Source organism: Chryseobacterium capnotolerans (assembly GCF_021278965.1).
GTDB lineage: Bacteria > Bacteroidota > Bacteroidia > Flavobacteriales > Weeksellaceae > Chryseobacterium > Chryseobacterium capnotolerans.
Genome location: NZ_CP065589.1, coordinates 1,799,954 through 1,822,546, shown reverse-complemented (window position 1 = coordinate 1,822,546; position 22,593 = coordinate 1,799,954). Strand labels below are relative to the sequence as shown.

Genomic DNA, 22,593 nt, shown 5'->3' with positions numbered 1-22,593 from the left:
GTTGCGTTTTTTTCATTATAATATCAAATCAGCACTTACGTTTAACTGAAAAGCCATCACATGGAAATCGAAGAAATTTTACAGAGTCAGAGAGACTTTTTCAAAACACAGCAAACCAAAAGCCTTGCCTTCAGAAAAATGTATATTGAAAAGCTCCGAAACCTTATCATCTCCAACGAAAACATGCTCTACGAAGCTATTTACAAAGATTTTGGCAAATCTAAATTTGATACCTTCACTACAGAGATCTCTTTTATTCTGAATGATATTGACTATTATCTGAAAAATCTAAAATCACTAGCAAAACCCCAAAAAGTAAGCACAAATCTGGTGAATCAGCTTGGAAAGAGTAAGATTCATTCCGAACCATTGGGTAATATTCTGGTGATTGGAGCATGGAATTACCCTTATCAATTATCCCTATCTCCTATTATTGCCGCTATGGCTGCCGGAAACTGCTGTATTCTGAAACCAAGTGAAATTGCAGAAAATACCATGAAAGCAATGTCAACCATCATCAATAAGAACTTTCCTCCTGAATATTTGTATGTATACGAAGGTGGAATTGATGAAACAACAGCGCTTCTGAAATTGAAATTTGATAAAATATTCTTTACAGGAAGTACCAAAGTTGGGAAAATCATCTATAAAGCAGCAGCCGAGCATTTAACACCCGTTGTTCTTGAATTGGGAGGAAAGTCTCCTGCCATTGTTACTAAAAATGCCAATCTTGAGATTGCTGCCAAAAGAATTGTGTGGGGAAAATTCCTGAACGCCGGGCAGACCTGTGTTGCTCCTGATTATTTATTGGTAGATGAAAGCATACAGGAACAGTTTCTGGAAATGTTGAGAAAATATAGTAGAGAATTCAAATACAGTGCGGATTCTGAACAATATACCCGGATCATCAATCAACGAAATTTTCAGCGCTTGATCCATCTTATTGATCAAGAAAAAATATACTTTGGTGGAAATTTTGATGAAGAAAATCGATATATAGAACCTACTATTCTTCACAATATAGACTGGAAAGATCCAATCATGGAAGAAGAAATCTTTGGACCTCTCTTACCTGTTATCAGCTTTAGCAACTACAATATAGCTCTGAATGCTGTATTGGAGCTGGAAAAACCTCTGGCAGCTTATCTTTTCACCAATAATGCTGAAGAAAAGGAAAACTTTACACAAAGATTATCTTTTGGAGGCGGGTGTATTAACGATGTTGTAATGCATTTGAGCAATGACAATCTGCCATTTGGAGGCGTAGGAAATTCAGGAATAGGAAATTATCATGGAAAATTCGGTTTTGCAGCCTTCTCTCACCAGAAAGCAATTCTGGAAAAAGCGACCTGGGGTGAACCTAATATTAAATACCCACCGTATTCTGAGAAAAAATTAAGCTGGATTAAAAAATTGCTCTGAAAATTTGTAACAAGGATATTAATAAAAAAGGTTGCTTCCAGTAGAAACAACCTTATGTTTTTATGCTTTAGGTTTCCAAGCGTTGAAAAATTCTTTTACCTTGTCTTTACTGTACCCTTTTCCTTCTTCAAGTACATCACTCTGCTGAACTTTAATCATTTTACCATTCTTATCCAAAACGATAAACACAGGATATCCAAACTTTTCACCTGGATTATCATACTGAACAAAAACTTTTTCATTTTTATTATCCGGAGAATAATTCAGGTGATAATATAAATAGTTTTTATCTACTAATTCTTTCAATTCAGGAGTTTGCTGTACGAAGTTATTAAATCGAAGACACCAGATACACCAGTTTCCACCAGCCTGGATCATAATATTTTTCCCTTCTTTTTTAGCCTGCGCTACTAATTTATTAATATCTGCCTGAGCATCAGCTTTTGGATTATATGGTTTCGGAAGTTTTGCCTTTTCTTCTGCAGCTTTCTTCTTCGCATCCAATTCTGCATGATCAGTTTTTACCAAAAGCGCATTATCTCGTACTCTTTCTTCTTTTGGTAGATTGGTATTCTGTGAAAAGCTTAATACACCTAATCCCAGAAAAGCTAAAATTGTTAATTTTTTCATAACATAAAAATAAAAAAATATTACTTATCTCCCTACAAAAATAGAACCATAATTTTTTTATCACTAAATTTGCCTGTTTTATGAGCTTTTTAATCAAAATATTATTTTTCATCTCAAAACTTCCGCTTAGAATATTGTATGTTTTTTCGGACGTTATGTTCTTCCTAAATTACTATTTGGTAGGGTATAGGAAAAAAGTGATTACCCAAAATCTTAGAAATTCCTTTCCTGAAAAATCAGAGGATGAGATTCAGAAAATCCGAAAAAAATTCTATCACAACTTTTCCGATTACCTGGTAGAAACCATCAAATCATTCAGTATTTCTGAAACAGAAGCAAGAGTGCGGATGCAGCATATCAATCAGGATCTGTTTCACGAAGTGAAAGCAGAAGGTAAAAATATTATTTTACTTGCAGGGCATGTCTTTAATTGGGAATGGATTAATGCTTTAGCAAAAATTGTCCCCCAAAAGCACTGCCATCCGGTGTACAGAAAAGTAAACAGTAATTTTTGGGAAAACCAGATGAAAAAAGTTCGAAATAAGTTCGGAAATGAAGCCCTGGAAGCCAATGAAGTTATTAGAAACATATTTAAATCGCCTAATAATGGTGATTCTATCTATATGTTTGTGGCAGATCAAACTCCACATTTCTCTCATGTTACGTATGGTTTAGAGTTTTTGAATCAACGAACGCCTGCTTTCATCGGTTATGATAAATTAGCTACCCGAATGGATCTCGCTTTTATTTATTGTGAAATGAAAAAAGTGAAACGTGGTTACTATCAAGTGAATTACTACAGAATCTACCCGGATAATGAAAAATTTACAGAGCATGAGGTGGTAAGAAAATTTCACAAGATGCTTGAAAACACCTTACACAAGCATCCGGATAATTATCTTTGGTCTCACAGAAAGTGGAAGTATCAGGACTCTATTAAAATCTTTGATACTGAAAAAAATTAGATGTACATGCAGAACAAACTGGCGGTTGCCATCTTAAACTGGAATGGGAAAAACTGGCTGGAAAAATTTCTTCCGAGTGTAGTTCAGTTTTCTCAAGATGCAGATATTTATGTTATTGATAATCTTTCTACAGATGATTCTATAACATTTTTAAATACCCATTTTCCTTCTGTAAAAATCATTAGAAATGATAAAAACTATGGGTTTGCAGGAGGCTATAATGAAGGATTGAAGAAGATTAACAATGAATATTACTGTCTTCTTAATTCGGATGTAGAAGTTACAGAAAACTGGATAGAACCAGTATTGAGTTTATTTCAAAAGAATTCAACAATTTCAGCTATTCAACCTAAAATATTATCTTATCATAATAAAAAATCCTTTGAATTTGCAGGTGCTGGAGGTGGTTTAATAGACAATTTAAGCTATCCTTACTGCAGAGGACGTGTATTTGATGATCTAGAGGAAGACAAAGGACAATATAATGATGAAACAGAAATTTTCTGGGCATCAGGATGCTGCTTTTTTATCCGTTCCAAAGATTTTTGGGAACAGAAAGGTTTTGATGAACGTTTTTTTGCCCATCAGGAAGAAATTGATCTTTGCTGGAGACTCATTAATTCAGGAAAGAAGATCTTTTATACGGGAAAATCTACAGTATACCATGTAGGCGGTGGAACTCTGAACAAGCAGAGTGCTCAGAAAACGTATCTAAATATTAGGAATAATCTGTCTATGATGCTTAAGAACCTTCCATTTCCTAAACTGATCTGGCTGATCTTTTTCAGGCTTTGTCTGGATGGAGTCGCTGGAATTTATTTTGGATTAAAGTATGGATTTCCACACCTTTGGGCTGTTTTAAGGGCCCATTTTGGTTTCTACACACAACTTCCCGGAACCTGGAAACTTCGTCAGAACCATCAGAAAGATCAATTCTATCAGTCAAAATGGCTAATCTTTAAACATTTTTTAGGTGGAAACAAGAAATAAATTAAAAGCAGCAGATAGTGTTACATTGTATCCAACCTGGAATGTTGATCTTTAGAACATTAAATAAAAATCTGTTAAAACAATAACAATTAATCAATATTATATCAATGGATTTCTGTGCAATAGATTTTGAAACAGCCACTCATGAGAAAAGCTCTGCTTGTGAGATGGGAATCTGTGTGGTACAGGACTCCAAGATTGTTGAGACGAAAACATGGTTAATAAAACCTCCCAGTTTCCCCTATTTTAGTAAATTCAATATTGCAGTACACGGCATACAGCCGGAAGATGTACAGGATGCTCCTACCTTTGATGAGATTTGGTATGAGGCAGAAGAATTAATGTATGGATCACTGATGATTGCCCATAATGCAGGGTTTGATGCTTCAGTTTTAAGAGGCTGTTTTGAACATTATGGAATATTCCCTCCTAAAATGAATTACTTGTGCAGCATACAGCTTGCCAAAAAATCATGGAACTATCTTCCAAAATATGGTCTGAAACCTTTGGCAGAATACCATCAGATTCAATTCAACCACCACAGAGCGGGTGCTGATGCAGAGGTTTGTGCAAAAATATCCCTGTTGGCATTTGAAAAGCTTTTTATTACAAGAAATGAGGAAATAAATGAATCTGTTTTAAAGAACTATATTAAAAAACTGTAACTTTAAAACAAAAACCATGAAAAAAATTTTACTATCTCTTACCGCAATCGCCGGTACTTTTATCCATGCCCAAACAGCACTTCATGGTGCAGACTGGCATTTAAAGAAAATCGTAAAAAGTAACGTTACCTATACTCTTCCTCAAAACAGTGAAATAGCTAGCCCTGTTTTAACATTTTCATCTGGACCTAACGCTACGACAGACATGAACGCTCCTATATGCGGAGCTAATATTTGGGCCAAGCTATATAATATTGAAATAACTGCCAATAGCTTTAATTCCTGGGCTATGGGAGTTGGAAATACAAATACCTGTACACTTCCTGAAAATATAGCTTTTTATACTCAGTATTATGAATATTTTAGCTTAAGCGCTAATAATTATAACTATCAGATTACTTATAACGGTGGAACGAGAGATCTTGTTATCACCAACAGCTATGGAGATCAGGCTTTTTATCACTCAGGACTTTTGGGAACCAAGGAGAACCAGTCTAAACAATCCTACAAAACAGTAAGCATTTACCCTAATCCTGTAAAGGAAGGTGTTATTCATCTTAAAAATACTGAACGTGTGGAATGGATAAAAGTCTATAATCCGGAAGGAAAATTAATCCTTCAAAGTCATTCTTCCGATACTGAAATTAATGTCTCTAACCTGCTGAAAGGGGGCTACTTTATGGAAGTAAAATCTCAAAGTGGTATTAGCAGACATCAATTGATTAAAGAATAATTCTTTTAATTACTTAAAACTTCCGAGAGCAGATTAAATTTCGGGATATCGATCTCTAAAGTTTCCTGTGTTTCCAGGTTTTTAATCAGGTATTTTCCGCTCATATTGCCTACTCCGGAACGAAGCATTACATTGGAAAAATAAGCGAAATTTTCGCCGGTTCCTATTTCTGGAGTCAGGCCGATGACGCCGTCACCGATAATCTCTGTATATCCGAATCCTACATCAAAGATGAGCCATTTTCTTTTCAGTACTTTTATAGGAAAGCTTCCGTCATTTTCTATGGTGATATTGTACTTGAAAACATAACGGTTTTCGGAAGGATAACTGTTTTTACTATCATATTCAGGTATTACTGAAACTTTGATATTGGAAGTCATTTTTGAAAACATCATTGTAGTATTTTTCTTAATAGATACAAAAATCTCGCCTTTTTTAAGGCGAGATTATATATTTACATTATAATTTTATTAAAAACTATAATCCAAGGCCTTTTCTTTCGTCACCTCCCATTAATACTTCAACAGGATTGTCGATACCTTCTTTTACTGCTACCAGGAATCCTACAGATTCTTTTCCATCAATAATTCTGTGGTCATAAGACATTGCAACATACATCATTGGTCTGATTACTACCTGTCCGTCAACAGCTACTGGTCTCTGGATGATGTTGTGCATTCCTAAGATTGCAGATTGCGGCGGGTTGATGATTGGTGTAGATAACATAGATCCGAAAGTACCACCGTTTGTAATCGTGAAAGTACCACCAGTCATTTCATCAACAGTAATTTTACCATCTCTTACTTTTGTAGCAAGATCTTTGATGTTTGCTTCAACAGCGCTGAAAGACATGTTTTCTGCATTTCTCAATACAGGAACCATTAATCCTTTAGGACCTGAAACCGCAATTGAAATATCGCAGAAATCATAGTTTACTTTGAAGTCTCCATCAATTGATGCATTCACATCAGGATACATTTCTAATGCTCTTGTAACCGCTTTTGTGAAGAAAGACATGAAACCAAGTCCTACTCCGTGTTTTTGAGCAAATTCTTCTTTATATAGTTTTCTTAATCTGAAGATTTCAGACATGTCAACTTCATTGAAAGTTGTTAACATCGCTGTTTCATTCTTCACAGAAACTAATCTCTGAGCGATTTTTCTTCTTAAAACTGAAAGTTTAGTTGTAGTAGTAGATCTAGAACCTGTAGCTGTAAGAGGGCTTCCTCCTAATGCAGGAACTGCTGCCAATTCAGCATCAGTTTTAGTGATTCTTCCGTCTCTTCCTGTTCCTGAAACCTGTGCAGCATCCATTCCTTTTTCGTCAAGGATTTTCTTAGCAGCCGGAGATGGAGCTCCTGTAGCATAAGTTGTTGGAGCAGCAGCTGGAGCAGCAGGTTTCGGAGCTTCTTGTTTAGCAGGTTCAGCAGCTTTTACTTCTTCCTGTTTTGGAGCTTCAGCAGCAGGTGCACCACCAGCTGGTTTTGCAGCATCCATATCAATTAAACAAACTACCTGACCTACTTGTACCACCTCACCTTCTTCTGCTTTTAAAGTGATAACACCACTTTGTTCTGCTGGCAATTCAAGAGTTGCTTTGTCTGAATCTACTTCAGCGATAGGTTGATCTTTTTCTACATAATCACCATCTTTTACAAGCCAAGTTGCAATTTCAACTTCTGTGATTGATTCGCCCGGTGAAGGAACTTTCATTTCTAAAACTGACATATCGAGTATTTTTTATTTTTTAATTGGATATTATTTTAATTAAGCTGTAACAGGTCTTTTTGCAGGAGCATCGTCTCTGTCGAACACTCTATTGATTACTGCATTTTGGTTTTTCTCAAACATTTTGTGGCTACCTGGAGCAGGAGCACCGCTTGGTACCGGAGATACTACCTGGATTCCTGTATCTCTGAAGTTTCTCAGGATATAAGACCAAGCCCCCATGTTTTCAGGTTCTTCCTGAGCCCACACTAATTGTTTTCTGTTTTCGTATTTGTTGAAGATTGCTTCAATAGCATCAGTCTGAAGCGGATATAACTGCTCGAATCTTACTAATGCAATATTTTCACAATTCAATTCTTCTTTCTTCGCTAATAATTCGAAGTATAGTTTACCTGAACAAAGAACTAATTTTTCTACTTTTTTAGGATCTGCAGTTGGATCATCTAAAATTGGCTGGAATGAACCTGTTGCGAAATCTTCAAGCGGAGAAACCACTTTAGGATGTCTCAATAAAGATTTAGGGCTCATTATTACCAATGGTTTTCTGAATGCCCATTTCAACTGTCTTCTTAATAAGTGGAAGTAGTTGGCTGGTGAAGTAATGTTTGCTACTACCATGTTTTCGTTAGCACAAAGTGTTAAGAATCTCTCTAATCTTGCTGAAGAGTGTTCTGCACCTTGTCCTTCTGAACCGTGTGGCAATAACATCACCAATCCGTCCTGGATTTTCCATTTTTCTTCTGCAGCAGCTAAGTACTGGTCAACAATAATCTGTGCACCGTTCACGAAATCTCCAAACTGAGCTTCCCAGATCGTTAATGTATTTGGAGAAGCCATTGCATATCCGTAGTCGAAACCTAGAACACCATATTCTGAAAGGTGAGAGTTGAATACATCAAATCTGCTTTCTGAAACGTGTTTTAATGGGATATATTCTTCTTCGGTATCTTCTGTTTTTACGACAGCGTGTCTGTGAGAGAATGTACCTCTTTCTACATCTTCCCCGGAAATTCTCACATTGTGACCTTCTACAAGAAGTGTAGCATATGCTAACCACTCTCCTAGTGCCCAATCTAATGAGTTTCCTTCAATCGCTTTAACACGGTTATCGAAAAGTCTTGTAATTTTATTGATAAATTTCTTATCCGCTGGAAGTGTTGACATTTTAATCGCCAATTCTTTCAACTTAGCTAAGTCATATTTTGTATCAACCGGTAACTGAACTGCTCCTCTTTTTCCGATTGGATAGTTTACCCAATCTTCAGCCATGAACACGTCCATTACGTTTTTCTCAATTTCTTTAGAAGCATCAAAGTCTTTATCTAGAAGAGCTTTGAATTCCGTTTCCATTTTAGCAATTACATCGTTAGAAGTAACACTGTCTTTAAGTAATTTATCTTTATAAATTTCTCTTGGATTCGGGTGTTTTGAAATTGTTTTATATAAGTTAGGCTGGGTAAATCTTGGCTCATCACCTTCATTATGCCCATATTTTCTATATCCTAAAAGGTCGATATAAACATCTTTTCCGAATTTCGCTCTGAAATCAGCAGCAAAATGGATCGCGTGAACCACAGCTTCAGCATCGTCAGCATTTACGTGCATTACAGGAGATTCTGTAACTTTTGCAATGTCTGTACAGTATGTTGAAGATCTAGCGTCCATGTAATTTGTTGTAAATGAAACCTGGTTATTGACAACGATATGAACTGTACCTCCTGTTCTATAACCTTCTAAAGTCATCATCTGAGCTACTTCATAAGCAATACCTTGTCCTGCAATAGCACCGTCACCATGAATGATGATTGGTAATACTTTAGAGTAATCTTTGTACTTATCATCTACTTTTGCACGGCAGATTCCTTCTACCAAAGCCGCTACCGTTTCAAGGTGAGATGGGTTTGGAGTCAGGTTGATACAAACTTCTTCTCCAGAAGCAGTTTTGATCTTTTTAGATGATCCTAAGTGATATTTAACGTCACCTGAGAACACATCTTCTTCGAATTCTTTTCCTTCAAATTCTGAGAATATCTGCTTGTAAGATTTACCGAAAATGTTGGTTAAAACATTGAGTCTTCCTCTGTGTGCCATTCCTAATACCACTTCATCTACTCCTAATTGAGAAGATCTTGAGATCAGCTGATCTAAAGCAGGGATTAATGTTTCTCCACCTTCCAGTGAGAATCTTTTCTGACCTACAAATTTTGTGTGAAGATAATTTTCAAAGGCTACTGCCTGATTTAATTTTAATAAAATTTCTGTTTTTTCATTCGCAGAAAGGCTTGGATGGTTTTCGTTTACCTGAAGCCATTTTTTGATGAAATCTTTTTCTTCAACATTGTTGATGTATGTATATTCTACCCCGATAGAGTCACAGTAGATATTTTCAAGGTGCTTGATTAAATCTGCCAAAGTAGCAGGTTCTTTCATCCCTGTTTCAACGGCACAGTTGAATTTTGTGTTTAAGTCTGCTGCAGAAAGACCAAAGTTCTCGATATCTAAAGTAGGAGTATAGTGTCTTCTTTCTCTAACCGGGTTTGTTTTTGTAAACAAATGCCCTCTTGTTCTATAAGCCTCAATAAGGTTTACGACCTTAAATTCTTTCTTGATGTGTTCAGGAACTTCTCCGCTTGATACTGCCTGAGAAATTTGTTGTACTGCTGGAGCAGCGTTGGCCGGAGCCTGAATAAATTGAATGTTATCGTCATCTCCGTAGTTCTCCAAAGCAAAATCGAAGCCTTGAAAGAAAGCTTTCCATGATGGTTCTAAAGAATCTGGGAATTTTAAGTACTGTTGGTATAAATCCTCAATTAACTGAGAATGAGCTGCGTTTAGGAATGAAAATCTGTCCATTATTACAGTTTATCTATTTATTAAAATTTATTTGTAGAATTAATCTTCAAATTTAATAAAAAAAACCGAGTTAGAACAGTCTAAAACCGTTAAAAAAACTTAAGAAAAAAATAATTAAAAAAAAATCATTTATACACTGATAATGAGAGCTTAACGTTCACCTCCTGACCTTCCATCGGACGTTCAATAAAGGTCTGACGGATATCTCCGAAGCGCATCTCGTCTTTTTTGGCTTTCTGAATCAGCTGCTGAATAGCCTTAATTCGGCCTTCATAGCTCCCTTTGTAGTACATTACATAGTTTTGAGACGGGTTTACAGATCTAAAATTAAAGTTATTGTCGGACACTCCAATTTTCTTAGAAAGTGGAATTCCGAGGAAGTAGGAAACTTCTTTATCTTTGTAATTGTCTGCATCAGTCATCAGAACCGGATACCCGAATTCATCGTCTCTTTTACCAAGGTCCATCGTTACAAAATTATAGACTTTATTATAATTCATCACGATATTTTTGTACAGCGCATCCTTTTTATTGGCGGTGCTTACATTGATTCCCAACAACAATTGATCTTCTTCATTTTCCACCATCAGGCTGTCATATTTAATCGCCGCCATCTGATTATCTTTTTCAACCTTATTTCCCAGTGAATTTTTAAGATTAGCCATACTTTTGCTGATGTTTTCAGCAAAGCGGTCTTCTGTCCAAAAGTTTTCTACTCTTCTCCAAACAGATAGTTTCGGTGTATGTACATACCACGTTATTCTGGTCTTTTCAGCAGAAACAGGCTTAAATTTAACGTCAACCAATGTCGGATTTTCATTTTCATCCTCAAAAAGCTGATATTTTAAAGTTTTATTAAGGTTCTCATAACGGATGAACATTTCACCATCAGTATCATTTTGTTTGTCTACATAGCTAATGGCACTTCCCTGTCCTTCATACGGCGTATAATAATCTATGTCCATAGACTGTGAACTGGTAAAAAGTTATTCCATCGCGTAAAATTCTGAAGATTATTAAACTGTGCAAAAACTTTATCTACCGGATAATCAATCTCTTTCTCCACAGTAAAATTCTTACTTTCATCCACAAAATAATACATGGAAGCAGCATAAGCACCTCCTAAAAGAATAATAAGAACTGTTAGATATTTAAAAATACGCATCGCACAAAAGTAATACAAATAAAAAAAGTGACCAATATGCTGATCACTCTTGTTTTATGTTTAACAATAATTAACCTAGTGAAAGGTAGGAAGCGGGATGATGGAAGCTGGAAGTTCCCGTTACTCCAATGGTTAATAAAAGTTTGTTCATTGAAGTCCTTCTTCCTTGATTCTATATCAACAAAAAAGCCGGAAAATTCCAGCTCATTTTTTAAAATTTTTATTTCAATAGGAATTATTTCAGTCCAAAATTCTTTGATATTCCAACACCTATTTCTTTACCAAAAGAGAAATTGAATCTGTTATTCGTAACATCAGCTCCACTTTCTTTCAAATAGCCATATCGGATACCTCCAATATTGAAATTTAAGCCAAAGCTGTTCTTAAAGTTGATAAACAATGCTGGTGTAAAATTGGCATAGAATCCATTCATTTTTCTGTCGCTAGAAGTAGTAGCAACGGTGTAGGTATCTTTCATATTCTGATATCCTGCTCCTAAATCCCCATACACAGCAAAAGTTTGACTTAATGGAACTGCGTAACGTACAAATGGTCCAATAGCAAAACTATTTTCTTTTAATTCCCCTATTTCATCAGGCTTTTTTCCTGAAGTAATAGTAGAGTTGATTCCTATTGTCCAGTGATCGTTAAACTGATATCCTACGGTTGGGGTAAAACTAAAGGACTCCACTTCGCTTTTTTTGCCGGAAACACTGGTATTATCACTACTATAACCGATATTGCCTCCTAATAGTAAAGTATTTTTCTGAGCGCTCATCATTCCGAAAGCAGCAATAGCTACAATGATCATTTTTTTTCATAATTCAATTGTTTTTTCGGTTTAAATATATACATAAATAATTAATCCCATAAAAGTGATTATTATTTCATATAACATCTCAAAATTCATGTATGAATGGATGTAAAAACAATAAAAAAGCATTTCAATATGAAATGCTTTTTTAAATATTTAGTAAAATATTCTCAGCTCATCTGATCTGAAAAAGTTTTTTTTCCACCCAAATGTGCATTTATTTATCAATTCTCCTATCCAATGTGGGTCCCCGGAGCGAGAACAGCTCCTTTCTTCACCACTACAATTCCATCCTGTACCGAATAGGTTCCATAGTCTCCGTCCGGAAGGTGTTTCCCACCAATAATCTTTACATTATCTCCTATATAACAGTTTTTGTCAAGAATAGCTTTTTCAATATAACAGTATTTTCCGATCCCCATATTCGGACGTCCTGCTCTGTCATTCAGAACAATTTCTGTAGTATTTTGATAAAAATCGGCTCCCATAACATAAGAATTGACGATGGTACTGCCTTTATCTATTCGTGTTCTGTTTCCAATCACGGAGTTTTCAATTTTATCCGCCATAATGATGCATCCATCTCCGAAAACAGCCTTACTTACATAAGAACCATTGATTTTTGATGGTGGAAGCATTCTTGCTCTTGTATAAATTGGAGAAGAGGAAAACAGGTTGAATTGTGGAAGATCCAAACAAAGATCCAGGTTGGCTTCATAGAACGATTCTATAGTTCCGATATCTGTCCAATAGCCTTCATATTGATAACTTAATGTATTATATTTACCAATAGAATTGGGAATAATATCTTTTCCAAAGTCGTCACCAGCCCCTTCATCAAACATCTTTTTTAAGATTGTTTTTGTAAAGATATAGATCCCCATAGAGGCCAGAAACTCTTTTCCTTTATGTTTATTCTCTTCCGAAACCTCAGATTTCAGACCTTCCAGCATTTCATAATCCGGTTTTTCATAGAAAGAGGTAATATTTCCGTCATCATCAGATTTTAATATTCCAAAACCAGTGGCATCTTTAGCATTAACAGGAATAGTGGCAATGGTCAGGTCACCACCATTTTCAATGTGAAAATCGAGCATTTCTCTGAAATCCATCTGATACAATTGATCTCCTGAAAGGATTAAGATGTAGTCATAATCATATTTTTCAAGATGTTTCATCGACTGGCGTACGGCATCTGCAGTTCCCTGATACCAACTATCATTTTCCACATTCTGTTCTGCAGCCAGAATATCTACAAAGCCCTTGCTGAAGATATCAAAATGATAAGAATTCTTAATATGCGAGTTCAGGGACGCTGAATTAAATTGGGTCAGTACCAGAATTTTATTTAATCCTGAGTTCAGACAGTTTGAAATAGGAATATCCACCAGTCTGTATTTCCCAGCGATAGGAACTGCCGGTTTTGATCTGGTATACGTTAACGGGAATAATCTTGTTCCTCTGCCTCCGCCCAATACAATAGAGATTACATTTGGGTTCATAAATATATTGCGTTTTTTATTTTATTAAGTTTACTGTTCTTTTTTTGGTGTCTACATTAACTCTGAAACATATCTTATTTTCATATTCCAGTTTCTGGTTAATTACAGCTACTTCATATTGCCCTTTATCATTCAGTTCTTTTACTTCTTTATCTACATCATCAATAGGAATATTATGATCTCTAAGCTTGCTTCTGAAGAGTTTGTTTACAATGAGTACATCCATTACATCCACCCGCTTCATCATAAAGTCCTCCACATCTTTATCATATTTTACATCCCAACCTTTGCCATATTTATTTTCAATAGCTGCCTGAGTTTTTTTATTAGCGTTAGTTATCTTTTTGAGTGTTTCATAATCAATCGTACAATCTCCGGCATCTACCCATTTTATTTTCCATTTTTCGGAGATACCATTAGTTGCTTCTTCTTCATATATATCTTTAAGACCTGCTCCATATAACCAAAAATAGCCATTACGAAGTCCGTCATCTTCCTTTTTACAGGAAGACAATAGTATTATGATTGATAAAAAAGAAAAGATTCGTGCCATATCAGCTATTATATAAAGCTATATATTTTTCTGCAGATTTCTCCCATGCAAAATCAAAATTCATATTGGCATGAATAAGTTCTTCCATGATACCTTTCTGATGATAGATTCCAAGCGCTCTGTTCATCGCATGTACAATATCATCCACGCTTGGATAGGTAAAGTTTAAGCCTGCTCCGCCTGTTGAAATATCTTCTACAGTATCTCTCAATCCACCTGTATATCTTACTATAGGCACCGTTCCGTATCTCATGGAATACATTTGATTTAAACCACACGGTTCTACTCTTGATGGCATCAACAGGAAATCTGCTGAGGCATAGATCTTATGAGAAAGATGTTCTTTATAGCCTAAATCCAGCGCAAAATTGGTATAAGTATAATCATATTCTTTAAGCTTATTTTCAATATAGCTGTTTCCTGAACCCAGGATCATGATATTTAAAGCACCATAACTTTGTTTGATGCTTTTCCATACAACATCCGGTAAAAAATCTGCTCCTTTTTCAGTTGCAAATCTTCCGATGAATGCAAATAAAGGAAGCTCAGGTTTTAAACCATATTCTTTACAAAGCTTCTCTTTATTCTTTTTCTTTTGCGCTACTGCATTTTTGATGTTAAAATTAAAATCCAGCATCGGATCAGTCTCCGGATTCCAGACTTCAGTATCAATTCCGTTAATGATTCCATAGGCTTTTCCGAATTCCTGACGAACCAGGCTTTCCAATCCTCGGAAGCTGATGAAAAGCTCTTCCAGATAACCTTCAGAAACCGTAGTAAAGGCATCCGAACATTTGATCATACTAGCCAATGGGTTCATCAGTCCGTTCCAATCCATTAATCCCCATTTATAGGCATCAAAAGAAGGCATATAATTCGCCATATTCCAGCTCATCATTCCCTGATATTCTCCATTATGAATCGTTCCTATGGTTTTTACCCCCTTTAAAAAGCTAAATTCAGAACAGTGCTCTACCATAAAAGGAACCAAGCCGGTATGATAATCATGGCAGTGCAGGACATCAGGTCTGATTTCCATAGCACATAACCAATGCAGAACTCCATGCTGGAAAGCCAGAAACTGAAAACTTTCATCCTGATAACCATAAGGATTATCTCTATCCAACAGCCCGGGAATTCTCACCATATAAAGTTCAAAACCCAGCGCATTTGTTTTTTCCTTCATGACCTGAACCTGCAGCATATTATCTCCCTGATGAATGAATCCATCAAACACCACATCAAATTCATGCTCATGAACAAAGGGTTTATTATACCATGGCATTACTACCTTAGCCTCTATTCCTTTTATTTTATTCTGATATTTCGGAAGTGCGCCAACAACGTCTGCCAGCCCTCCTACTTTGGCTACAGGATAACATTCTGTGCTTAAATGATAAATAACCATTCTTTATCTTTTGTGTTTAATTCTGTGTAATTTATACTTTTTATCTTTATGTTGTCTCAAAATAATCCCCGCCAAAGGAGGTAACTTGATAGTCATAAATTTTTGACGCTCCGTTCCATCTTCATATTTCTCTTCCAACACCTCAGATACGACTCCGCTTCCACTGTATTCTTCATCATCAGAATTAAAAATAATATCCCAATGAGTTCCGTTTGGAATCTTTATACTGTAATCCAATACTTTTGGAGCCAGATTTAATATAGTCATCAAAATATCATCTCTTCTTTTTCCTTTTCTGAGATAAACGTACACTGAGTTTTCCAGATCATCCGCCTCTATCCATTCAAAACCATTTTTATCAAACTGATTTTCATAGAGTGCAGATTCTGATCGGTATAAATGATTAAGATGCTTTACTAAATCCTGCAATCCTTTATGAACAGGATATTTCAGCAGATGCCAATCCAGGCTTCGGGTAAAGTTCCATTCGCTGGTTTGCCCAAATTCATCACCCATAAAAAGCAGCTTGGCTCCCGGATGGGTATACATATAAACATACAAGGTACGAAGATTGGCAAATTTCTGCCACTCATCACCTTTCATTTTATAGATCAGACTTGCTTTTCCATGTACCACTTCATCGTGTGACAAAGGCATCATATAATTTTCATTATACATATACATGGAAGCAAACGTAAGTTTATGATGATGAAACTTCCTGTTGACAAAGTCTTCTTTGAAATAGTCCAATGTATCATGCATCCAGCCCATCATCCATTTCATTCCAAAGCCTACGCCGCCATCATGAACGGGTTTGGTAAGCATTGGGAAATCTGAACTTTCTTCAGCAATGGTCATAATACTATTCCCGAATTCTTTGTAAACAGCAGTATTAAACTCCTGCAGAAAAGCTTTGGCTTCAAGATTTACATTTCCACCATATATATTAGGTTCCCATTCCCCTTCATTTCTTGAATAATCCAGATGAAGCATTGACGTTACCGCATCTACACGAAGTCCATCTGCATGATAACGATCCAGCCAAAACATCGCATTGGAAATCAGGAAAGACTTCACTTCATTTTTTCCATAATTGAAAATATGTGATTTCCAGTCCGGGTGAAAACCCCTTCTTTCGTCCTCATGTTCATATAAATGGGAACCATCAAAACGATAAAGCCCATTGGCATCTCCCGGAAAATGCGAAGGCACCCAATCCAGGATAACACCTATATTATTCTGATGCAGTTCATCAATCAGAAACATCAGATCCTGTGGTGACCCGAAACGTGACGTCGCCGCATAAAATCCTGTGATCTGATATCCCCAGCTTGGATCATAGGGGTATTCCATAACAGGCATAAATTCTACGTGGGTGAACTCCATTTCTTTTATATAAGGAACCAGCTTTTCAGCGATATCACGGTAGTTCAAAAATCGGTCAGGACTATCGCCTTCTCTTACCCATGAGCCTAAATGTAATTCATAAACAGATATTGGTGCATCCAGGTTGTTTTTTTCCCAGCGTCCATCCATCCAGTCTTTATCATTCCATTCATACCAGGTTGTGGAGACTAATGAAGCTGCCTGAATATTTTGTTCCCAGCTTAAAGCATAAGGATCACTTTTTTCCAGGATCTCTCCTCCTGCTGTTTCAACAGCATATTTATACAAAGTACCCCAAGGCAATTCTTCGACAAATCCTTCCCAGATACCGGATTCATCCCATCTTGGAAACAAAATATGATCCTTATGATTCCAATTATTAAAATCTCCTATCACAGATACTTTCTTTGCATTAGGGGCCCAAACTGAGAAATAAACCCCTTTTATACCATCCTTCTCTACAGAATGTGCTCCAAATTTACCATACAGCTTATAATGTCTACCTTCTTTGAAAAGATACACATCATGATCGGTGAAAAGCGTATAGGTTTTAACAGAATTCATCAAGATCAGTTTGTATTTATATTTTGCCTGAAACTACGAAAAATACTGACATTAGCGGTTAATTATTCGTCAAATAATTATCAAGTTAGCTTTCTTCTTTCGTTTCCTATCAAATATATCATTTTTTAATTCACTTTTTTATGATTCTAAAACAATCTTTTTTATAAATTTAGCAAACTAATATTAATTAAACACTTATGATGAGGTTTGAACTTTATACTGATGAAAAAGATGACAGGCCGGTATTTATCACCGGGAATTTCAACAATTGGAATCCAAAAGATTATAATTATCAGCTCAAACAATTAGATTCGCGGCATTATTTCATAGAAATTGAAAATGACAAACTTGCCGATGAGATTGAGTACAAATTCACCAAAGGAGGCTGGGAAAATGTAGAACTGGATAAATATGGAAATATCACTCCTAACCGAAAAATAAAAAAATTACTACAGAAAGCATCTGATACTATAGAAAAATGGAGGTTAAACTGGGGACCCTTCAAAGAAGAGTTCTTCCCTACTGCTGAGGTAATTTCTGAAAAATTCTACATTCCACAACTGGATCGTTACCGTAAAATATGGGCAGTACTTCCTTATGACTACCATACTTCAGATAAAAGCTATCCTGTTTTATATCTTCAGGATGCTCAAAATCTTTTTAACGAAGGAAGCGGTTTCGGAAACTGGGAAATTGATAAAAAGCTCTCCATCCTTGCAGAATACGGACGTGGTGACGTTATCATCATTGCCATAGAACATGGAAGCGAAGACCGGATCAAAGAATATATCTTTGATAACGACAATGTAGCCAATGGCTCTGAAGGAAAAAAATACATTCGCTTTATCACCGATACTTTAAAACCTTATGTAGATGAAAATTATCGCACAAAAAAAGACCGAGACAACACAGGAATCGGAGGCAGTTCGCTGGGTGCATTGATCAGTATCTACAGTGGCTTTCTTTATCCTGAAGTCTATTCCAAATTATTGATCTTCTCACCCTCTCTGTGGGTAGAACCGAACAATAACTTTCCGATGATGAACTTCCGGGTTCCATTTAAAACAAAAATATATTTATATGGTGGCGGGCAGGAAGGCTCCAAAATGGTAAAAAGAATTCATATTTTCGAAGAATACCTGAAAAGATGGGAAAAAAAGAATCTTTTCGACTTTGAATTCAGAACCAGCATCAATCCTGACGGGACTCACAGCGAATTTTACTGGTCACAGGAATTCCCAAGAGCTATTGAATGGCTATTCTATGACAATACCGAAAACCCTGTAGAAGTTAAACCACAACAACAAAGCGTTAAGAACTAAATTTTATGAAACTAATCAACAAAAAAATAAAAATTACACCCAAATATTCCATTTATTCACTGAAGAGGAATGGACGAAAACAAGTAAAAACTTCAATAAAAACATTGCTACATTCTTCACAGGAAAGAAGCATGAAGTATTCATCAATGCCCATGAAGAAGGAATAACTTATTTTATCGGACTCGGAACATCTGGCTTACAGAATTTCGAACTCCAGCAGGTTGCCGTAAAATTTTCTCAAACCCAAAAGGAAAAATTGCAGCCGGTTTCTACTTTGCTATTAGCCGACTTCCTTAATGAAAAGCAGTTTGAAGAGTTTGTAAAAGGACTGCTCATAGGAACCTACAATTATCCTTTCGAAAAAAATCATCCTTTCTGGAGTGCCAGATTTGAGCTTCATTTTGAGAATTTAAGCCAGAAAAAATTAGACCATATTGAACTGAAAGCCGAAGCATTAAGTAACGGACAGATTGCCTGCCAGGAATGGATGAATAAACCGGCTAACTTAAAAAAGACTGAAACGTTCAGTCTATACCTTAAAAATCTGGCCAAAAAATACGAATTAAAATACACGGTGTTCAATCGTAAAAAATGTGAAGAACTTGGTCTTGGAGCCTACCTTGCCGTCAACCAAGCAAGCGCTCATGATGCCGCCTTCACCATTTTAGAATACAAAACCACAGTTAAAAATGCCAAAACATTCGGATTGGTTGGAAAATGTGTGTTATTTGATACAGGAGGAATTTCATTGAAGCCTTTTACCAATATGCATTATATGAAATCTGATATGGGTGGGGCAACAGCTGTTTTAGGAACTTTAATCTATGCGGCAGAAATGGAACTGCCAGTGAATATCATCGCAGTGCTTCCAATTACCGACAATGCCATTTCTGAAAAAGCGCTGCTTCCTAGTGATGTCATTACAGCGTACAATGGTAAAACTATTGAAGTTATGGATACGGATGCAGAAGGCAGACTCATCCTTGCCGACGGACTTTCTTATTTGGCTAAAAACTACAAAACAGATTTCCTTATTGACCTGGCTACTTTAACGGGAAGCTCTGTAAGAATGTTTGGGGATACTTGTGGGGCTTTATTTTCCAATAATGAAGAGTTAAAAAACCTTTTGATAAAAACAGGAGATCACACCAATCAAAGACTATGGAATTTACCTTTATGGGATATATGGAAAGATGATATACAATCTGATGTAGCCGACTTAAAAAACATGTCCCTAAAGCCTGTTGGAGATTGTATTATCGCTGCTAAATTTCTAGAGCAATTTACTGAAAACCACCCTAAATGGGCACATTTGGACATTGCTGGCGTAGCCTTCGGAAGTGTGGGATATGCTAAAGAAAAAGCGGCGACCGGGTATGGGGTTCAATTGCTCACGGATTTAATCGAAAATTATCACTAAAAATTAGTTTATTACAAAAATTCTCTGTATACTTGATTAGTGATTCAGAAAAGCGCATCATATTTTTATTTTTGATATTAATCAAATAATAAAGAATTGCTTTTATTTTTGAAAATTCACTAAAACTTAAAAAACATTATATGGAGGAGAAAATTATAGTATGTATTTCGTGCTATTACAAGGGCTATGACTTCATGGATGAAATGAAGAGGCTCGGTAATAAAATCATCTTAGTAACATCAGAGAATCTTAAAGAAAAAAACTGGCCCTGGCATGCCATTGATGAGGTATTTTACATGCCTGAAATCAAACCGTCTGTATGGAACCTGGAACATCTGATCCAGGGATTTTCACACCTGATGAAAACCAGGAAAGTAGACGCTGTAGTTGCTCTTGATGACTACGACGTGGAAAAGGCTGCCCTGATCCGGGAAACTTTCCGTATTCCGGGAATGGGACAGACTACCCACCGTTATTTCAGAGATAAATTAGCCATGCGCCAGAAGGCAAAAGATTCAGGTATTAGTGTTCCTGAATTTACAGCTGTTTTCAATGATGATACAGTGAATGAATTTGTAGACAAAGTTCCTGCTCCCTGGGTACTGAAACCCCGTTCAGAGGCTTCAGCATCAGGAATCAAAAAGATCACTACCAAAGAACAGCTTCACGAAGCCTTGGACATATTGGGTGAGGAACGCCATCTTTTCCTTCTGGAAAGCTTTAAACCGGGAAATGTCTATCATGTAGACAGCCTAACCTTTAATAAGGAAATTGTATTTACTTCTGCATCAAAATATCTCGCCCCACCTATGCAGGTTTCCCATGAAGGAGGTGTTTTCAGATCTAAAACTTTAGGAAGATACTCTGATGAATTCAAAGCATTGGAAGAAATCAATTCCAGGGTACTTTCCAACTTTGGGCTTGTTAATGGAGCTACTCATACCGAGTTTATCCGTGGAAAGGAAGATGGAAAATGGTATTTCCTGGAAACCTCTTCAAGAGTGGGCGGCGCTCACATTCCCGATTTAGTAGAAGCTTCAAGCAATATCAATATCTGGAGAGAATGGGCTAAAATTGAAGACGCTCTTTTAAGAGATAAAAATTATAACATTTCTCCTCCTACAGGGTATTATGCAGGACTTATTGTTGCCCTTATCAAGGATAAAGAACCGGATTACAGCAAATTTGAATGTGAGGAAGTGGTAAAATTCCTTCCTATCGATTATCATGTTGGCATTGTTTACAAATCCAGTGAAGCATCTGTTATAGAAGAAAGGCTGGACAGTGCTACAGAAAAGATTAATGCAGAAATGCTTAATATCCTTCCGCCAAAAAGCAGTAAGCTAATGTCATAAAGTAATGAGAAGAGAAAGTGATATTCAAAGCAGTCTTGATTTTATAAAGCTAAATCTATCGGAAAGACCTTTTTTAATCAACAACTTAGAAAAGATCAGTACCGGAAAATGGGAAAGTAAAGCTTATTATAAATTTGTTGATTCCACGAATGCGAATAAGCCCGGATCTTCATGGAAGTTTAAAGAAAATATTATCCTAGAGCATCCTGAATTAGGAACTTTGATACTGGATATCCTAGAGCATGATGAACTTGGAGGAATTGAATTTCTCGAACGATTATAATTACTATGTTAAACCCAAATAAGAAAAAATGCCTCATATAGAACATACAGATTATTATTCCAACATATTGGGAACAAGCCTTAAGGTAGAAGTGACCGGACATTATGGCCATCCTATCATTATGTTTCCCACCTCCCAAGGACAATATACCCAAAACCATGATTTTCATCTTAACGGAAGCATCAATTGGTTTGTAGAACAGGGAAAAGTAAAGCTTTATAATATTCAGACTATTGACGCCTGGAGTTTTTATGATGAAAAAATATCTCCACAGCAAAGAATCAAAAACTATGAACGCTATGTGCAGTTTTTGATTCTGGAATTTGTTCCGTATATCCAAAAACTTCATAAAACTCATCGTGTAGCAGTGGCCGGAGCCAGTTTCGGAGGGTATCATGCAGCCAACTTTGCCTTCAGGTTTCCAGATGTAGTTTCTCATTTATTTTGTCTCTCGGGAGCCTTCAGCATAAGAAACTTCATGAATGGCTACTCAGACGACCTTGTATATTTCAACTGTCCAAGGGAATTTGTAAGAAATGATGACTCCTGGAAATACCAACATATGCATATTGTCTTGAGTACTTCCGACCAGGATATCTGTAAAGACAAGAATATTGAAATGGCTGAAATTTTAAGGATAAAAGGAATTGATTTCTGGTATGATGAAAGAAAATGGATTGGCCATGACTGGCCATTGTGGAGAATGGTTTTTCCAACTTTTATAGGAGCTTATTTTTCTTAAAAGCATTCCAATAAAAATAGTTTATAAAATAGCATAATATAACTTACTTAAGTGTTTTAATAAAGATTTTTAAATTGAAAAGAGAATCAATGT

At 36.2% G+C, this 22,593-nt stretch carries 21 protein-coding genes; 10 read left to right on the top strand and 11 right to left on the bottom strand.

What is annotated here, in order from left to right; translation table 11 throughout:
* Positions 1–60: 60 nt before the first annotated feature.
* The gene (locus H5J24_RS08595) at positions 61–1,422 is read left to right on the top strand and encodes an aldehyde dehydrogenase (protein ID WP_068943533.1); all 1,362 of its coding nucleotides are present in this window, start codon (positions 61–63) and stop codon (positions 1,420–1,422) included.
* A gap of 60 nt (positions 1,423–1,482) precedes the next feature.
* Here the strand turns inward: H5J24_RS08595 and H5J24_RS08590 are convergent, their stop codons facing one another.
* A complete protein-coding gene (locus H5J24_RS08590; protein ID WP_068943534.1) occupies positions 1,483–2,052 on the bottom strand; it encodes a thioredoxin family protein in 570 nt (189 codons plus the stop codon).
* A gap of 80 nt (positions 2,053–2,132) precedes the next feature.
* Here H5J24_RS08590 and H5J24_RS08585 point away from each other — a divergent pair, with 80 nt between their 5' ends.
* The 4 genes from H5J24_RS08585 (at position 2,133) to H5J24_RS08570 (ending at position 5,405) form a co-directional block, all read left to right on the top strand.
* On the top strand, positions 2,133–3,017 hold the full coding sequence (locus tag H5J24_RS08585; RefSeq protein ID WP_068943535.1) for a lysophospholipid acyltransferase family protein: 885 nt from the start codon (positions 2,133–2,135) through the stop codon (positions 3,015–3,017).
* A gap of 6 nt (positions 3,018–3,023) precedes the next feature.
* Positions 3,024–4,007 carry a glycosyltransferase family 2 protein gene (locus H5J24_RS08580; protein ID WP_068945119.1) on the top strand — a complete coding sequence of 328 codons (984 nt, stop codon included), beginning with the start codon at positions 3,024–3,026 and terminating at the stop codon, positions 4,005–4,007.
* Between the two features lie 107 nt (positions 4,008–4,114).
* Positions 4,115–4,672: a 3'-5' exonuclease gene (locus H5J24_RS08575; protein ID WP_068943536.1), complete on the top strand. Its 558-nt coding sequence runs from the start codon at positions 4,115–4,117 to the stop codon at positions 4,670–4,672.
* A gap of 16 nt (positions 4,673–4,688) precedes the next feature.
* Positions 4,689–5,405: a T9SS type A sorting domain-containing protein gene (locus H5J24_RS08570; RefSeq protein WP_068943537.1), complete on the top strand. Its 717-nt coding sequence runs from the start codon at positions 4,689–4,691 to the stop codon at positions 5,403–5,405.
* Positions 5,406–5,410: 5 nt separating this feature from the next.
* Here the strand turns inward: H5J24_RS08570 and apaG are convergent, their stop codons facing one another.
* From apaG to glgB, 10 genes are all read right to left on the bottom strand, one after another.
* The gene (gene apaG, locus H5J24_RS08565) at positions 5,411–5,800 is read right to left on the bottom strand and encodes a Co2+/Mg2+ efflux protein ApaG (RefSeq protein WP_068943538.1); all 390 of its coding nucleotides are present in this window, start codon (positions 5,798–5,800) and stop codon (positions 5,411–5,413) included.
* Between the two features lie 82 nt (positions 5,801–5,882).
* Positions 5,883–7,133, bottom strand: coding sequence for a 2-oxoglutarate dehydrogenase complex dihydrolipoyllysine-residue succinyltransferase (odhB, locus tag H5J24_RS08560; protein ID WP_068943539.1), 1,251 nt, complete (start codon positions 7,131–7,133; stop codon positions 5,883–5,885).
* Between the two features lie 39 nt (positions 7,134–7,172).
* Positions 7,173–9,986 (bottom strand): 2-oxoglutarate dehydrogenase E1 component, encoded by a 2,814-nt coding sequence (locus H5J24_RS08555; protein WP_068943540.1) that lies wholly within the window; start codon positions 9,984–9,986, stop codon positions 7,173–7,175.
* Positions 9,987–10,111: 125 nt separating this feature from the next.
* The gene (locus H5J24_RS08550; RefSeq protein WP_232816217.1) at positions 10,112–10,951 is read right to left on the bottom strand and encodes a polyketide cyclase; all 840 of its coding nucleotides are present in this window, start codon (positions 10,949–10,951) and stop codon (positions 10,112–10,114) included.
* Positions 10,942–11,151 (bottom strand): SRPBCC family protein, encoded by a 210-nt coding sequence (locus H5J24_RS08545; protein WP_232816216.1) that lies wholly within the window; start codon positions 11,149–11,151, stop codon positions 10,942–10,944. The genes H5J24_RS08550 and H5J24_RS08545 overlap by 10 nt, the downstream gene beginning before the upstream one ends.
* Positions 11,152–11,386: 235 nt before the next feature.
* Positions 11,387–11,962: an outer membrane beta-barrel protein gene (locus H5J24_RS08540; RefSeq protein WP_167387003.1), complete on the bottom strand. Its 576-nt coding sequence runs from the start codon at positions 11,960–11,962 to the stop codon at positions 11,387–11,389.
* A gap of 236 nt (positions 11,963–12,198) precedes the next feature.
* Positions 12,199–13,467: a glucose-1-phosphate adenylyltransferase gene (locus tag H5J24_RS08535; RefSeq protein ID WP_068943543.1), complete on the bottom strand. Its 1,269-nt coding sequence runs from the start codon at positions 13,465–13,467 to the stop codon at positions 12,199–12,201.
* A gap of 16 nt (positions 13,468–13,483) precedes the next feature.
* Complete coding sequence (locus H5J24_RS08530; RefSeq protein ID WP_232816215.1) at positions 13,484–14,020, bottom strand: FEKKY domain-containing protein; 537 nt, start codon at positions 14,018–14,020, stop codon at positions 13,484–13,486.
* Between the two features lies 1 nt (position 14,021).
* Positions 14,022–15,428 (bottom strand): glycogen synthase, encoded by a 1,407-nt coding sequence (locus H5J24_RS08525; protein WP_068943545.1) that lies wholly within the window; start codon positions 15,426–15,428, stop codon positions 14,022–14,024.
* Between the two features lie 3 nt (positions 15,429–15,431).
* On the bottom strand, positions 15,432–17,378 hold the full coding sequence (gene glgB / locus H5J24_RS08520; RefSeq protein ID WP_068943546.1) for a 1,4-alpha-glucan branching protein GlgB: 1,947 nt from the start codon (positions 17,376–17,378) through the stop codon (positions 15,432–15,434).
* Positions 17,379–17,575: 197 nt separating this feature from the next.
* On the opposite strand from glgB, the gene H5J24_RS08515 reads away from it, so the two are divergent.
* From H5J24_RS08515 to H5J24_RS08495, 5 genes are all read left to right on the top strand, one after another.
* On the top strand, positions 17,576–18,700 hold the full coding sequence (locus H5J24_RS08515) for an alpha/beta hydrolase-fold protein (RefSeq protein ID WP_228407641.1): 1,125 nt from the start codon (positions 17,576–17,578) through the stop codon (positions 18,698–18,700).
* A 256-nt stretch (positions 18,701–18,956) separates the two neighbouring features.
* The gene (locus tag H5J24_RS08510; RefSeq protein ID WP_232816214.1) at positions 18,957–20,120 is read left to right on the top strand and encodes a M17 family metallopeptidase; all 1,164 of its coding nucleotides are present in this window, start codon (positions 18,957–18,959) and stop codon (positions 20,118–20,120) included.
* A gap of 140 nt (positions 20,121–20,260) precedes the next feature.
* Positions 20,261–21,475, top strand: coding sequence for an ATP-grasp domain-containing protein (locus tag H5J24_RS08505; protein ID WP_068943549.1), 1,215 nt, complete (start codon positions 20,261–20,263; stop codon positions 21,473–21,475).
* A 4-nt stretch (positions 21,476–21,479) separates the two neighbouring features.
* A complete protein-coding gene (locus H5J24_RS08500) occupies positions 21,480–21,758 on the top strand; it encodes a hypothetical protein (RefSeq protein ID WP_068943550.1) in 279 nt (92 codons plus the stop codon).
* A 28-nt stretch (positions 21,759–21,786) separates the two neighbouring features.
* The gene (locus tag H5J24_RS08495) at positions 21,787–22,500 is read left to right on the top strand and encodes an alpha/beta hydrolase-fold protein (RefSeq protein ID WP_068943551.1); all 714 of its coding nucleotides are present in this window, start codon (positions 21,787–21,789) and stop codon (positions 22,498–22,500) included.
* Positions 22,501–22,593 lie beyond the last annotated feature (93 nt).

Excerpts from the sequence above, each read along its gene's own strand:
- H5J24_RS08595 (WP_068943533.1), top strand. The coding sequence starts at position 61 with ATGGAAATCGAAGAAATTTTACAGAGTCAGAGAGACTTTTTCAAAACA.
- H5J24_RS08590 (WP_068943534.1), bottom strand. The coding sequence starts at position 2,052 with ATGAAAAAATTAACAATTTTAGCTTTTCTGGGATTAGGTGTATTAAGC.
- H5J24_RS08585 (WP_068943535.1), top strand. The coding sequence starts at position 2,133 with ATGAGCTTTTTAATCAAAATATTATTTTTCATCTCAAAACTTCCGCTT.
- H5J24_RS08580 (WP_068945119.1), top strand. The coding sequence starts at position 3,024 with ATGCAGAACAAACTGGCGGTTGCCATCTTAAACTGGAATGGGAAAAAC.
- H5J24_RS08575 (WP_068943536.1), top strand. The coding sequence starts at position 4,115 with ATGGATTTCTGTGCAATAGATTTTGAAACAGCCACTCATGAGAAAAGC.
- H5J24_RS08570 (WP_068943537.1), top strand. The coding sequence starts at position 4,689 with ATGAAAAAAATTTTACTATCTCTTACCGCAATCGCCGGTACTTTTATC.
- apaG (WP_068943538.1), bottom strand. The coding sequence starts at position 5,800 with ATGATGTTTTCAAAAATGACTTCCAATATCAAAGTTTCAGTAATACCT.
- odhB (WP_068943539.1), bottom strand. The coding sequence starts at position 7,133 with ATGTCAGTTTTAGAAATGAAAGTTCCTTCACCGGGCGAATCAATCACA.
- H5J24_RS08555 (WP_068943540.1), bottom strand. The coding sequence starts at position 9,986 with ATGGACAGATTTTCATTCCTAAACGCAGCTCATTCTCAGTTAATTGAG.
- H5J24_RS08550 (WP_232816217.1), bottom strand. The coding sequence starts at position 10,951 with ATGGACATAGATTATTATACGCCGTATGAAGGACAGGGAAGTGCCATT.
- H5J24_RS08545 (WP_232816216.1), bottom strand. The coding sequence starts at position 11,151 with ATGCGTATTTTTAAATATCTAACAGTTCTTATTATTCTTTTAGGAGGT.
- H5J24_RS08540 (WP_167387003.1), bottom strand. The coding sequence starts at position 11,962 with ATGATCATTGTAGCTATTGCTGCTTTCGGAATGATGAGCGCTCAGAAA.
- H5J24_RS08535 (WP_068943543.1), bottom strand. The coding sequence starts at position 13,467 with ATGAACCCAAATGTAATCTCTATTGTATTGGGCGGAGGCAGAGGAACA.
- H5J24_RS08530 (WP_232816215.1), bottom strand. The coding sequence starts at position 14,020 with ATGGCACGAATCTTTTCTTTTTTATCAATCATAATACTATTGTCTTCC.
- H5J24_RS08525 (WP_068943545.1), bottom strand. The coding sequence starts at position 15,428 with ATGGTTATTTATCATTTAAGCACAGAATGTTATCCTGTAGCCAAAGTA.
- glgB (WP_068943546.1), bottom strand. The coding sequence starts at position 17,378 with ATGAATTCTGTTAAAACCTATACGCTTTTCACCGATCATGATGTGTAT.
- H5J24_RS08515 (WP_228407641.1), top strand. The coding sequence starts at position 17,576 with ATGATGAGGTTTGAACTTTATACTGATGAAAAAGATGACAGGCCGGTA.
- H5J24_RS08505 (WP_068943549.1), top strand. The coding sequence starts at position 20,261 with ATGGAGGAGAAAATTATAGTATGTATTTCGTGCTATTACAAGGGCTAT.
- H5J24_RS08500 (WP_068943550.1), top strand. The coding sequence starts at position 21,480 with ATGAGAAGAGAAAGTGATATTCAAAGCAGTCTTGATTTTATAAAGCTA.
- H5J24_RS08495 (WP_068943551.1), top strand. The coding sequence starts at position 21,787 with ATGCCTCATATAGAACATACAGATTATTATTCCAACATATTGGGAACA.